Genomic DNA, 12,509 nt, shown 5'->3' on the forward strand with positions numbered 1-12,509 from the left:
TTTTATGTGCGATGCGTTCAGTACCCGCGCTTGAAATCGACGATGCCGCTGATCGGTTCGCCGCGCGCGAGCGCTTTGATCTTGCCGGCGATCTGCACGATGCTTTCTTCGCGCAGCGTTTCCGCCGAAATGTGCGGCGTGACCGACACGCGCGGGTGGGTCCAGAACGGATGATCCTGCGGCAGCGGTTCCGTGTGGAAGACATCGAGCGTGGCGGCGGCGATCTGGCCGCTGTCGAGCGCGGCGAGCAGATCGGCGTCGACGAGATGCGGGCCGCGCGCGACGTTCACGAGATACGCGCCGCGCGCGAGCCTGCCGAACGCGCGCGCGTTCAGAATGCCTTCGGTGTCGGGCGTATGCGGCAACAGGTTGATGAGCACCTTCACGCCGTCCAGAAAAGCATCGAACTGATCGGGGCCTGCGTGAACCTGCACGCCTTCGATCATCTTCGGCGACCGGCTGTAGCCCCGCACCGGCACGCCGAGCTTCAGCAGTCCCTTCGCGACTTCAGCGCCCAGCACGCCGAGCCCGAGCACGCCGACGGTGAACGACTCGCGCGCGTGCTGCGGCAGCTTTTCCCAGCGGCGTTCGCGTTGCAGCGCGTCGTATTCGTCGAAACGGCGCAGATAGCGCAGCACGCAGTAGGTCGCATATTCGACCATCTGCCGGGCCATGCCGGTATCTTCGAGACGCACGAGCTTCGCGTTCGGCGGCAACGTGCCGGGTTCCTTGCGCTCGACATCGAGAATGGCGTCGACGCCCGCGCCGAGATTGAACACGGCCTTCAGATCCGGACGATTCGCGAAGAGTTCGCGCGGCGCCCGCCAGACGATCGCGTAATCGGCGGGCGCGGTGTCCCCCGGTTCCCACACGCGCAGGTCCGCATCCGGCAACTCGCGTCTCAGGCCGCCGAGCCACGCGTCGAGATCGGCGCCCTTTTCGTAGAAGATGATTTTCATGCGTGGCCGTGTCCGCACGAGCGCCCGGTGCTTTCGACGCCGACGTTCTGCGCAGACTCCGCGCGCATGCCGAGACGCTCGATCAGCTTGCGGTCCGCTTCGGCTTGCGGGTTGCTCGTCGTCAGAAGCTGGTCGCCGTAGAAAATCGAATTCGCGCCGGCGGCGAAGCACAGCGCCTGCAGCGCTTCGTCCATCTGCTCGCGACCGGCGGAGAGACGCACCATCGCCTTCGGCATCGTGATGCGCGCGACCGCGATCGTGCGCACGAACTCGAACGGATCGAGTGCGTCGACGCCCGTGAGCGGCGTGCCCGGGACCTGCACGAGATTGTTGATCGGCACCGATTCGGGATACGGCTCCATGTTCGCGAGCTGCGAGATCAGCCCCGCACGCTCGCGCCGCGACTCGCCCATGCCGACGATCCCGCCGCAGCAGACATTGATGCCCGCGTCGCGCACGTGCTCCAGCGTGTCGAGACGATCCTGATACGTGCGCGTCGAGATGATCTGACCGTAAAACTCCGGCGACGTATCGAGATTGTGGTTGTAGTAATCGAGACCGGCTTCGCGCAGCCCCTGCGCCTGATGCGCTTCGAGCATGCCGAGCGTCACGCAGGTTTCGAGGCCCATCGCCTTGACGCCGCGGATCATGTCCTTGATCGGCTCCAGATGACGATCCTTCGGATTGCGCCACGCCGCGCCCATGCAAAAGCGCGTCGCGCCGTTGGACTTCGCGACTTCGGCCGCCTTCAGCACTTCGTCGACGTCCATCAGCTTGTCGGCCTTGAGGCCGGTGTCGTGATGCACCGATTGCGGACAGTACGCGCAGTCTTCCTCGCAGCCGCCCGTCTTGATCGAGAGCAGCGTGGAAAGCTGCACCGCGTTCGGATCGAAATTTTCGCGATGCACGGTCTGCGCGCGATAGAGCAGATCGTTGAACGGCAAGTCGTACAGCGCGACGACATCGGCGACGCGCCAGCGCTGCATCGGCTGCGGCGTGGTCGTGGAAGTGGTCTCTGCGGCGGTTTGCTGTGTCATGGGGTCAATCCTTTCGATGAAGCTGGTCTGTCAGAAGGCCGATGTCGAGCGAATCGGCGGCGCGCCGTGCGTCGTTCGGCGCGAGATGCGGGATCACGCCGATGAGCGGCGCTTCGATGCGTTGCTTGAGCGTTGCGATATTTTCGTCCGGATACAGCATGTTCGGGTCGACGCGATTCGCGACCCAGCCCGCGAGCGTCAGTCCGCGCGAGGCGATGGCTTCCGCGGTCAAGAGCGCGTGGCTGATGCAGCCGAGCCGCATGCCGACCACGAGCACCACCGGCAGATTCAGCGCGACGGCGAGATCGGCGGTGTCGTGCGTATCGTCGAGCGGCACGCGAAACCCGCCGACGCCTTCCACCACGACGATATCCGCTTTCGTCGCGGCATGGCGATGCGCGTCGACGATGCGCCCGATATCGAGCGCGATGCCTTCACGCGCGGCGGCGATGTGCGGCGCGATCGGCTCGCGCATCATGAACGGCGTGCGGATGTCGTTGGGCAGTGCGACGCTCGCGGCGGCGTCGAGCTGATCGGCGTCTTCGTTGTGCAGCACGCCGTCGCGCTCGCTGGCGCCCGACGCGATCGGCTTCATCGCGGCGGCGTGCAGGCCGGCGCGCGCGAAGCCGTGCAGCAGCGCCGCGGAGACGAAGGTCTTGCCGATTTCCGTATCGGTTCCGGCGACGAATAGCGATAAGGCGGTCATAGCGTGTTCAAAGCGTGATCGAGGCGCGCGAGATCGTCCTCGCTGTGCGCGGCGGAAAGCGAAATGCGCAGCCGCGAGGTGCCGGCGGGAACCGTCGGCGGGCGAATCGCGGGCACCCAGAGGCCGTGCTTGTCGAGCGCGGCGGCGATTTCCAGCGTTTCGTCGTTGCCGCCGATCACGAGCGGCTGCACGGCGGTATGCGAATCGACGGGCATCCAGCGCGTGCGTTTCAGCATCGCGCGGGTCGTCTCGATGAGCGATGCGAGATGCGCGCGCCGCTGATCGCCCTCGTCGCTGCCGATGATCCTCACGCTCGCCGACACCGCATGCGCGACAGCGGGCGGCGACGCCGTCGTGAAGATATACGGACGCGCCCGCTGCACGAGCCATTCGGCGACGGTTTCATCCGCCGCGACGAACGCGCCCGCGACGCCCGCCGCCTTGCCGAGCGTGCCCACATAGACGAGATGCGGCGAGCGCAGCGCGTAATGCGCCAACGCGCCGCGTCCTTGCGGGCCGAGCACGCCGAAACCGTGCGCATCGTCGACGACGAGCCACGCGCCGTATTTCTCCGCGAGTTCGACGAGACGCGCGAGCGGCGCGATGTCGCCGTCCATGCTGAACACCGTATCGGTGACGATGAGCTTCGTCGCGGCGCAGTCACCTGAGGCGTCGAGCATCGCGTCGAGTGCGTCCATGTCGGCGTGCGGGTAGATCTGCGTTTCCGCGCGCGACAGGCGCACGCCGTCGATGAGCGACGCGTGGTTCAGTGCATCGGAGAACACGAGCGTGCCGCGCCCGGCGAGCGCGGTCACCACGGCGAGGTTCGCCATGTAGCCGGTGCTGAAGAAGAGCGCGCGCGGGTTGTCGACGAAACCGCCCGAGAACGCGGCGAGATCGTCTTCGAGTTGCGCGTGTGCGCGCGAATGGCCGCCGAGCAGATGCGAGCCGCCGCTGCCGGCGCCGAACAGCGACGCGCCCTGCCCGAGCGCCGCGCGGATCGCTTCGTGCGCGGCGAGGCCGAGATAATCGTTGCTCGCGAAGCCGACCATCTCGCGGCCATCGACCGTCATGTGCGCGGAGCACGCGCTGTCGATCGTCTTGCGGCGGCGTCGCAGGCCGCGCGCGTCGATATCGGCGAGGCCTTGCTTCAGCGTTTCATACAGCGCTTGCGAAGTGTTCGTCATGTTGCGTCTCCGCCAAGCGTCGCGTCGAGCGTGTCGCGCGTGCGTTGCGCGAGGAGCAGGAGTTCGTCGTCGGAGAGGATGTACGGCGGCATCAGATAGACCGTCGTGCCGATCGGACGCATCAGCAGTTCGCGCTGCAACGCGTTGGCGAAAAAGCGCCGCGAGAAAGTCTTGTCGTCGATATCGACATCGAACGCGAAGATCGTGCCGCGCTGGCGCAGATTGCGCACGCGCTCATGTTCGAGCAGCGGCTGCAACGCTTCGTGCAGCAACGCGGACTTGCGCCGGTTCTCCGCGAGCACGTTCGCGCGCTCGAAGAGATCGAGCGTCGCCAGCGCGGCGCGGCACGCGAGCGGGTTGCCCGTGTACGAATGCGAATGCAGAAAGGCGCGGGTGATGTCGTCGTCGTAAAAGGCGGCGTAGATATCGTCACGCGTGAGGACAATCGAAAGCGGCAGGTAGCCGCCGCTGATGCCCTTCGACAGGCAAATGAAATCCGGCCAGATTCCGGCCTGCTCGCACGCGAAAAACGTACCGGTGCGCCCGCAGCCGACCGCAATTTCATCGGCGATCAGATGCACGCCGAATTCGTCGCAAAGTGCGCGCAACTGCGTGAGATACGACGCGTCATACATGGCCATGCCAGCCGCGCATTGCACGAGCGGCTCGACGATGACCGCCGCGAGTGCCGACGCGCGTTGCTCGAACAGCGCGCGCATTGCGCCGATGGCTTCATCGACGCCCACCGCGGCCGGCGACGCGACCACATGCGCATGACGAATCAGCGGATCGTAAGCGTCCTTGAAAATGGCGACATCGGTGACGCCGAGCGCGCCGATCGTTTCACCGTGATAGCTGTTCGCAAGGCACGCGAACTCGCGCTTCCCGCCCCGTCCGCGATTGCGCCAGAAGTGAAAGCTCATCTTCAGCGCGATCTCGACCGCCGAGGCGCCGTCCGACGCAAAAAAGGCATGTCCGAGCGTGCGGCCGGTCAGCGCACAAAGACGCTCGGCCAGTTCGACCGCCGGTGCGTGCGTGCAGCCGGCGAGCATCGCGTGTTCGAGCGTGTCGAGCTGATCTTTCAGCGCGCGGTTGATGTCGTCGTTCGCGTGGCCGAAGAGATTCACCCACCACGAGCTGATCGCATCAAGATAGCGGTTGCCTTGCGGATCGTAGAGCCACGCGCCCTTGCCGCGCGCGATCGGCACGAGCGGCACGCGCTCATGATGTTTCATCTGGGTGCACGGATGCCACACGGCTGCAAGCGAGCGGGCAACCCAGTCCTGATTGGCTTCTGTGTTCAAAAACGGCTCCCAGGCCCGCGCGCGCGGTGCGGGCCGGATACGTCGGGCAGGCGCCTGGACGCCTGCGTTGCGGGGAAACTGCGCGAGTCAATTATCCCTAAAAGATGCGCAGGCTTCCGTATTCGGAAGGTTTTTTTGGGCATGCGCGCGTGCCCAACGGAAATGCGAAAACGCGCTATCGCACGCAACTTCGTTCAATTCGAAGCGTTGTCGGCGGATTGGCGCGGAAGATGCGTGTTCGATAAAGGCGAACGCCGGTGCGAAGACCGGCGTTCGGAGGAATCGGGAAAGGGCGCGGTCAGCGCGATGCGGTCTGCGTCTCGGCCGCCTGATCGTTCCAGACGACGCGATTGTTCACCGCGTAGAGCCTGCAAGGATCGGCGCTCTGCTTCTGGCAGCTCGCAATGGCGACGGCCATCGGATCGTCGCCGCCTTCGGCCCACGACCACGCGCCGGAATCCGACACGGCGAACGCGCGGCTCGAATACTGCGAGAGGAAGTTGCGATAGCCGGCGCGGCCGTTTTCATCGACGTACGGAACGGCCTGCACCGAATCGAGATCCGCGAAGTGGGTCGCGTTCGGCATGTTCGGCTCGGAAACCTGGTACTGCACGGCGGTCGGCATGCCGATCTGCGCGAGGAAGGACCTCACGCGCGGCCACCAGATCTGCACGCCGTCGCGATCGCCGACGAGCCGATGCGCATCGTTCTTGTAGGTGCCGAAATCGACCATGTTCGCGCGCGCACCGTGCGACGTGAAGGCGGTGAACATCTGCGTGGAAAGATCGCCCTGCCAGACCGAGTCGTTGTCGCCATAGAGCCACAACGACGGCAGGCGCACGTTCTGGCCGTAATCGCCGAACGCGCTGACGAGGTTTTTCTGCCAGCCCGTGCATTCGTCCTGACGCAGGCCGCCCGAGAAGTTGATGAGGCCGCGCACGCCGGGCGCCGCGACGGCATCGCGCGCGCCGTAGGCGATCGTCGTCAGGCCGCCGTGCGACGTGCCCGCGACGACGATATGTGTCTTGTCGACATACGCCTGCTCGCTCATGTACGCGACGGTCGCCGCGACATCCTGTGCCTGGGCGAAGCCGTTCGCCTCGACGTCGCAGCCGTGGCCGGCATAATCGCCGCCCGAGCCCGCGAAACCACGGCGATTCGGCACGACCACGACATAGCCGTGGCGCACGAATTCACGCGCGAGCGCGACCGGCCGATTGCGCGGCTGAGCGTGCGAGTCGCCGGGAAGCTTGCCGTGGTTGAAGACGATCATCGGGAATGGGCCGGCGCCGTCCGGCTTGAATACCGTGGTTTCGAGCGCGATGTCCGCTTCGGGAATTTCGATGACGGCTTCGTTCAGCCCATTCGAGACGGCGGGCAGGCCGGCATCGAGCGAATCGGGAATGCGGGAAAGCGGCTGGCCGAATGCGGGCGCCTGGAGACCTTCGGATTGACGCACGCCGCCGATCGGTTCGGCGCGCACGGCGGACGTGACGAGTGACGTCGCGAGCGCGCACACCATGCCGCATCCGACCAACCAGGTTCTGATCGCCATCCGTGAACTCCGACTGCGCTTCCAATAAGGCGTTGATCCGGCGCGGCCCAACGCTTTTTGAAGTCACAAACCTATCGCGCTGCTCGTGAAGAGCAGTATCGGCTGCGGGTTCCGGGAGTCATGCCCGAAAAAGGCATGACAATTGGCTTCAAAACGGGGCTTCGCTGCGAGCGTCCGGGCACGGAGATGACTGCGCCCTGACGAACACAGATTAACCGTTCAAAATTGCACTGCACAATAAGTGGTACCCCGTAACTGTTTAATCTGAAAGGAAATTCTTAGGAAATTAATACCGTACGCCACTGCATATTTCTTAAAGACATATTTACTTTTCTTTTATCTGTCCATCGACGTAAATCCAGTTTCCATCGATGTTGCGCGTGAAGCGGCTCGCCTCGTGCAACCGGTGCGCGCGCCCGCCTGTCTTGTAGCGCGCAACGAACTCCACTTCCTCGTGATCGGCATCGATTCGTGTGTGGCGCATGATCTGCAGGCCGAGCCAGCGCGTGCCTGCGTCGGCTGCGTCGAGGTCGGGTGGGCACGTGGATTCGGCCCATGTCGCACGAAGATAGGCCGTGTCGCCGAGCACGTAGGCGGTGTAGCGCGAACGCATCAGTTCCATCGCGCTGGCGGGCTTTTCGCTGCCCTCGATGAACCGCCCGCAGCACGCTTCGTAACGCGGCGCGCGTGCATTGGGGCGCTGATCGGGCGCGGCGCCGCCGCAGGGACAGTCCACCGGCTTCATTGATCGACGCCCGGCATCTCGACATGCCGCGGCTGGCTGCGCACGCGTTCGAGCCACGCGCGGATCGCCGGGTAGCGCGACAGGTCGATATTCGCTTCACCGGCGACGTGCGTGTACGCATAGAGCGCGATATCGGCGACGCTGTACCGCTCGCCGACGAAATACGTGCGGGTGGCGAGATGCTGCTCCATCACGTCGAGCGCGCGATAGGAACCGGCGATCTTCTCGGGCAGGCGGGCATCGCCGGGATTCTTCTGAAACTGCAGGATGAAGCGCGCCACGGCCACATACGGCTCATGACTGTACTGCTCGAAGAACATCCATTGCAGCGCTTGCGCGCGCTCGAGGCGATCGGTCGGCATGAGGGGAGTGCCGTCGGCGAGATAGCAGAGGATCGCGTCGGATTCGGATAGCGTCGTGTGTTCGTCGATGACGAGCACCGGCACCTTGCCGTTCGGATTGAGCCGTTTGAATTCGTCGGTGCGGGTCGCCCCGTGCATCATGTCGACTTCATGCCACGCGTAAGGCAGGCCGAGCTGTTCGAGGATGAGGCGAACCTTGTAGCAGTTGCCCGATGCGGAAACGCCGTGTACTTGATAGGTCACATTCCCTCCAGTTTCACCATTCGAGCTTCGTGCCGTCGTATTGCACGAAGGTCCCGTTGAACGCGTCGCGCATCGCGCCCGCTTCGGCGATCACCGCGCGCATGCCCGACACGCTGTGCGCGACGTCGATCGCCGCCGACGGTCCGCCCATTTCCGTGCGCACCCAGCCCGGATGCAGCGCGACGCACGCCGAATGACGCGATTCCAGCGACGCCACTTTCAGCGCCGAATTGAGCGCCGCCTTGCTCGCCCGATACAGCCAGCCGGTCGTGCCGCTCGCCCCGCCGATGCTGCCCATCTTGCTCGACACGACCGCGAGCACGCCGTTCGCGGCATCGGTGAGCGGCAGAAGCACGGGAATCAGTTGCATCGGGCCGCGGACGTTCGTGTGCATGACCTGATCGAAATCGTCGGCGCCGATGGTTTCGACGCCTTCGGTGCGCGGACCGTACACGCCCGCAACCACGATCGCCACGTCCAGCTTTTCCTCGTCCAGTTGCCACGCGAGCGCGGCGATCTGCTCGGGCTGCGTGACGTCGAGCGGGAAGGTTTGCGCGCCCATCGCGTCGAGCGCGGAGAGCGAGGCCTTGTCGCGTGCCGTGGCGAGCACGCGCCAGCCATCGCGACAATATTCGCGCGCGAATTCGTGGCCGAGGCCGCGCGACGCGCCGACGATCAATACCGTTTTCATGACCGATACGTTCCTTGTTTGGACGACCTTGCGACTATAGCGCGCGACTCGGCGTCGCGGATCGTTCGCCGGCCTTTCGGCTATCGTTGTGCGCTTTCAGAAAAGCAAGACGGAAAGATGAGGCATACCGATATCGTGATCGTCGGCGCGGGGCCGGCGGGTTTGTGTCTGGCGAATGCGTTGAGCGGCGCGGATTTGTCGATCGTGCTCGTCGAGCAGCAGAGCGACGACGCGCTGCGCGAGCCCGCGTTCGACGGACGCGAGATCGCGTTGACGCAGAAATCCGTCACGTTTCTGAAGACGCTCGGCGTGTGGGCACGTATCGGCGCGCACGCGAAATCGCAGCTTGCGGACGCGCGCATCTTCAACGGGTCGTCGCCGTTCTCGCTGAAGATCGGTCACGCGCTTGCGGGGCATGCCGAGCTCGGCTGGCTCGTGTCGAATCATCTGATCCGGCGCGCGGCGTTCGATGCGGTCGGGCATCGTCGCGCGTCGGGCGCGGACATCCGCATCATCGCGTCCGAGCGCGTGATCGATATCGATACCGATGCTTCCGGCGCGCGCGTGCGGCTCGAAAGCGGCGAGACGATCGAGGCGCAGCTCGTCGTCGCGGCGGACAGCCGTTTCTCCGCCACGCGCCGCATGCTGGGCATCGCCGCCGACATGCACGATTTCGGCAAGTCCATGCTGGTTTGCTGCATGACGCACGACGCGCCGCACGATCACGCGGCGTGGGAATGGTTCGGCCATCGGCAGACGCTCGCGCTGCTGCCGATGAATCCTGATCCGGAAACAGGCGCGCATCGGTCGTCGGTCGTGGTGACACTCGACGCGCGTGACACAGAGCGACTGAACGCGCTCGATGCCGATGCGTTCAATCGCGAAATCGAGCGACGCTTCGAGCGAAGGCTCGGGACGATGGCGTTGCGCACGACGCGGCATGTCTATCCGCTGGTGTCGGTTTATCCGAAGCGTTTCGTGGCGAAGCGTTTCGCGACGGTCGGCGATGCGGCGGTCGGCATGCATCCGGTCACGGCACATGGGTTCAATTTCGGGCTGGCGGGCATCGAGATGCTTTCACGCGGCATTGGCGATGCGCGCGCGGCGGGGCTCGATATCGCCGGCGATGCGCTGCTCGCGCGATATGAGCAGAAGCATCGGCAGGAGACGCGGCCGCTTTATCTGATCACGCGGTTCATCACGGAGATCTATACGCGCGATTCGTTGCCCGCGCGGGTCGCGCGTGACGCGATGTTGCGCATCGGCGAAAGATTGACGCCGTTCAAGCGCGCCGTGGCGATGTCTTTGGCGGGGCGATGAAGGGTCGTTGCAGTAAATTCCTATATCGTTTGGATGACTAGGGATGCTTATTAAATCGGAGTACAGTCTCGCTACTCGCAACGCTCAGACGAGGAGCAGACCATGTTCAAAATCATTCAAGGAACCTTACCGTCGAATATCGACGAGAGCGAGCTTCGGGAGCTTCAGGCGTATACCGCCCGACGCATGAAGATCGAGGCGCAAGTGCGAAGGCAGATGGGGGAGCCGGACGATGACGATAACGCAGGCTTCATCAGAGCCCTCATGAGTTTTCCGAAAATCGACTGCGACGATTCCATTTTCGATCGTCACGCCAGCACCGGAGATTCCGATGTTTCTGGCTGATACGAACGTCATCAACTAGCAACCGCGCCGGCCCCGGCACCCGACACCCAACACCCGGACCGGCCCGCGGCACTCAAACCAGTTCCACGCCCATCGCGGTCGCTTCGCCGCCGCCGATACACAAACTCGCGACGCCACGCTTCAGCCCGCGCGACTTCAACGCGCCGAGCAACGTCACCAGAATCCGCGCCCCCGAAGCCCCGATAGGATGCCCGAGCGCACACGCGCCGCCATTCACGTTGACCTTGTCGTGAGGCAGATCGTGCTCGCGCATCGCGGCCATCGTCACGACGGCGAACGCTTCGTTGATTTCATACAGATCGACATCGCTCGCGCGCCAGCCGTTCTTCTCGAAGAGCCTGTTGATCGCACCGACGGGCGCCGTCGTGAACAGCGCGGGCTGCTGCGCAAACGTGCTGTGCCCGACGACGCGCGCAATCGGATACACACCGAGACGTTTCGCCGTCGACTCGCGCATCATCACGAGCGCCGCCGCGCCATCCGAAATGGACGACGAATTGGCAGCCGTCACCGTCCCGTCCTTGGCAAACGCGGGCTTGAGCGACGGAATCTTGTCGATGTTGGCCTTGAACGGCTGCTCGTCGCGATCGACGACCGTATCGCCTTTTTTGCCCGGCACGGTGACCGCCGCGATCTCCCACTTGAACGAGCCGTCTTCGTTCGCCCGTTGCGCGCGCCGCAGCGATTCGACTGCGAACGCATCCTGCGACTCACGTGAGAACGCATACGACGATGCGCATTGCTCCGCGAACGTTCCCATCAGGCGGCCCTTCTCGTACGCGTCTTCGAGGCCGTCGAGGAACATGTGATCCAGCACCTGACCGTGGCCCATGCGCATGCCGCCGCGTGCCTTCGGCAAAAGATACGGCGCGTTCGTCATGCTTTCCATGCCGCCCGCGACGATCGCATCGACCGATCCGGCGAGCAGCATGTCATGCGCGAACATCGCGGCGCGCATGCCGGAGCCGCACATCTTGTTGATCGTCGTGCAGCCGGTCGACAGCGGCAGCCCCGCGCCGAGTGCAGCCTGACGCGCGGGCGCCTGGCCCTGGCCGGCGGGCAGCACGCAACCCATGATCGCCTCGTCGATCTGCTCGGGTTTCACACCCGCGCGCTCGACTGCGGCCTTGACCGCCGCAGCGCCGAGCTCTGCCGCGGTCAGCGACGCGAAATCGCCCTGAAACGCCGCCATTGGCGTGCGCGCCGCCGATACGATGACGACGGGATCGGTTTGTGTCTCACTCATGTTTCAACTCCTTGATGACGCCTTGAATAACGGCGGGAATATCGCCCAGACGCGCCGCATCGGACGCGAGTACATCGTTCTCCGCGGAATGCGCGCCGCTTCGGCTCATCGCGGCAATGCACGACTGATACACCGGATCGATCACATCCGATGCGCCGATCATCATGCCCATGTTGCGCAGGCGGCCATCGTGCACGCCGTAGGTCCAGCCGTGCACGGTGAGTTCCTGACCGCGCGCCCATGCATCGTTGACGACGGTCGTGCGGCATACATTGATGGTCTGCTCGATCGTGTTCAGCTCCACGAGACGGCGATGCCGCGCGTCGCCCATCGGCCATTCGTCGAGCAGCCCGGCGTGCTTCTCGCGCACGTCTTCGACATGGCGCAGCCAGTTGTCCGCGAGACCGACGCGCCGCCCGACGAGTGCCGCGCCCACGCCTGAGCAACCGTAATGGCCGACGACCATGATGTGCTTCACCTTCAGCAGATCGACGGCGAACTGGATAACCGAAAGACAGTTGAGGTCCGAGTGCACGACCACGTTCGCGATGTTTCTGTGCACGAACACTTCGCCCGGCGGCAGGCCGATGATTTCGTTGGCGGGCACGCGCGAGTCTGCGCAACCGATCCACAGATATTCCGGCGTCTGCTGATGCGCGAGACGCTGGAAGAAGTCGGCGTCCTCGGCGAGCTTGCGCTGAACCCATTCCTGATTGTTGGCGAACAGGTGAGCAAGCGGAGTCGAGGTTTCGTTGTTGTCGGAAGTAGGGTTCATGTTCGAAAGTCAA

At 64.5% G+C, this 12,509-nt stretch carries 13 protein-coding genes; 2 read left to right on the top strand and 11 right to left on the bottom strand.

Annotated elements, in window-relative coordinates:
- Window positions 1-17: 17 nt before the first annotated feature.
- The 9 genes from NCT32_RS00515 to NCT32_RS00555 form a co-directional block, all read right to left on the bottom strand.
- Entirely contained in the window at window positions 18-959 is a 942-nt protein-coding gene (locus NCT32_RS00515) for a glyoxylate/hydroxypyruvate reductase A (protein WP_250476159.1), read from the bottom strand.
- Complete coding sequence (gene bioB, locus NCT32_RS00520) at window positions 956-1,996, bottom strand: biotin synthase BioB (protein WP_250476160.1); 1,041 nt, start codon at window positions 1,994-1,996, stop codon at window positions 956-958. Before bioB ends, NCT32_RS00515 begins: the two co-directional genes overlap by 4 nt.
- A 4-nt stretch (window positions 1,997-2,000) precedes the next feature.
- Window positions 2,001-2,702, bottom strand: coding sequence for a dethiobiotin synthase (gene bioD / locus NCT32_RS00525; RefSeq protein ID WP_250476161.1), 702 nt, complete (start codon window positions 2,700-2,702; stop codon window positions 2,001-2,003).
- Entirely contained in the window at window positions 2,699-3,889 is a 1,191-nt protein-coding gene (gene bioF / locus NCT32_RS00530; RefSeq protein WP_250476162.1) for an 8-amino-7-oxononanoate synthase, read from the bottom strand. Before bioF ends, bioD begins: the two co-directional genes overlap by 4 nt.
- Window positions 3,886-5,193, bottom strand: coding sequence for an adenosylmethionine--8-amino-7-oxononanoate transaminase (locus tag NCT32_RS00535; RefSeq protein ID WP_250476163.1), 1,308 nt, complete (start codon window positions 5,191-5,193; stop codon window positions 3,886-3,888). Before NCT32_RS00535 ends, bioF begins: the two co-directional genes overlap by 4 nt.
- A 298-nt stretch (window positions 5,194-5,491) precedes the next feature.
- Entirely contained in the window at window positions 5,492-6,748 is a 1,257-nt protein-coding gene (locus tag NCT32_RS00540) for a dienelactone hydrolase family protein (protein ID WP_250489838.1), read from the bottom strand.
- A 325-nt stretch (window positions 6,749-7,073) separates the two neighbouring features.
- Window positions 7,074-7,493, bottom strand: a complete 420-nt coding sequence (locus NCT32_RS00545) for a YchJ family protein (protein WP_250476165.1) — start codon at window positions 7,491-7,493, stop codon at window positions 7,074-7,076.
- Window positions 7,490-8,098: a glutathione S-transferase family protein gene (locus tag NCT32_RS37445; RefSeq protein WP_250476166.1), complete on the bottom strand. Its 609-nt coding sequence runs from the start codon at window positions 8,096-8,098 to the stop codon at window positions 7,490-7,492. The genes NCT32_RS00545 and NCT32_RS37445 overlap by 4 nt, the downstream gene beginning before the upstream one ends.
- A 13-nt stretch (window positions 8,099-8,111) precedes the next feature.
- A complete protein-coding gene (locus tag NCT32_RS00555) occupies window positions 8,112-8,789 on the bottom strand; it encodes an SDR family oxidoreductase (protein ID WP_061116775.1) in 678 nt (225 codons plus the stop codon).
- A gap of 18 nt (window positions 8,790-8,807) precedes the next feature.
- Here NCT32_RS00555 and ubiM point away from each other — a divergent pair, with 18 nt between their 5' ends.
- The gene (gene ubiM, locus NCT32_RS00560; protein ID WP_250489839.1) at window positions 8,808-10,109 is read left to right on the top strand and encodes a 5-demethoxyubiquinol-8 5-hydroxylase UbiM; all 1,302 of its coding nucleotides are present in this window, start codon (window positions 8,808-8,810) and stop codon (window positions 10,107-10,109) included.
- A 102-nt stretch (window positions 10,110-10,211) separates the two neighbouring features.
- Window positions 10,212-10,454 carry a hypothetical protein gene (locus NCT32_RS00565; RefSeq protein ID WP_250476168.1) on the top strand — a complete coding sequence of 81 codons (243 nt, stop codon included), beginning with the start codon at window positions 10,212-10,214 and terminating at the stop codon, window positions 10,452-10,454.
- A 73-nt stretch (window positions 10,455-10,527) separates the two neighbouring features.
- Here the strand turns inward: NCT32_RS00565 and NCT32_RS00570 are convergent, their stop codons facing one another.
- Window positions 10,528-11,721: an acetyl-CoA C-acetyltransferase gene (locus NCT32_RS00570; protein WP_061116778.1), complete on the bottom strand. Its 1,194-nt coding sequence runs from the start codon at window positions 11,719-11,721 to the stop codon at window positions 10,528-10,530.
- A complete protein-coding gene (gene can / locus NCT32_RS00575; RefSeq protein ID WP_250489840.1) occupies window positions 11,714-12,496 on the bottom strand; it encodes a carbonate dehydratase in 783 nt (260 codons plus the stop codon). The genes NCT32_RS00570 and can overlap by 8 nt, the downstream gene beginning before the upstream one ends.
- Window positions 12,497-12,509 lie beyond the last annotated feature (13 nt).

This window comes from Caballeronia sp. INML2 (assembly GCF_023631365.1).
Lineage (GTDB): Bacteria > Pseudomonadota > Gammaproteobacteria > Burkholderiales > Burkholderiaceae > Caballeronia > Caballeronia turbans.

Excerpts from the sequence above, each read along its gene's own strand:
- NCT32_RS00515 (WP_250476159.1), bottom strand. The coding sequence starts at position 959 with ATGAAAATCATCTTCTACGAAAAGGGCGCCGATCTCGACGCGTGGCTC.
- bioB (WP_250476160.1), bottom strand. The coding sequence starts at position 1,996 with ATGACACAGCAAACCGCCGCAGAGACCACTTCCACGACCACGCCGCAG.
- bioD (WP_250476161.1), bottom strand. The coding sequence starts at position 2,702 with ATGACCGCCTTATCGCTATTCGTCGCCGGAACCGATACGGAAATCGGC.
- bioF (WP_250476162.1), bottom strand. The coding sequence starts at position 3,889 with ATGACGAACACTTCGCAAGCGCTGTATGAAACGCTGAAGCAAGGCCTC.
- NCT32_RS00540 (WP_250489838.1), bottom strand. The coding sequence starts at position 6,748 with ATGGCGATCAGAACCTGGTTGGTCGGATGCGGCATGGTGTGCGCGCTC.
- NCT32_RS00545 (WP_250476165.1), bottom strand. The coding sequence starts at position 7,493 with ATGAAGCCGGTGGACTGTCCCTGCGGCGGCGCCGCGCCCGATCAGCGC.
- NCT32_RS00555 (WP_061116775.1), bottom strand. The coding sequence starts at position 8,789 with ATGAAAACGGTATTGATCGTCGGCGCGTCGCGCGGCCTCGGCCACGAA.
- NCT32_RS00565 (WP_250476168.1), top strand. The coding sequence starts at position 10,212 with ATGTTCAAAATCATTCAAGGAACCTTACCGTCGAATATCGACGAGAGC.
- NCT32_RS00570 (WP_061116778.1), bottom strand. The coding sequence starts at position 11,721 with ATGAGTGAGACACAAACCGATCCCGTCGTCATCGTATCGGCGGCGCGC.
- can (WP_250489840.1), bottom strand. The coding sequence starts at position 12,496 with ATGAACCCTACTTCCGACAACAACGAAACCTCGACTCCGCTTGCTCAC.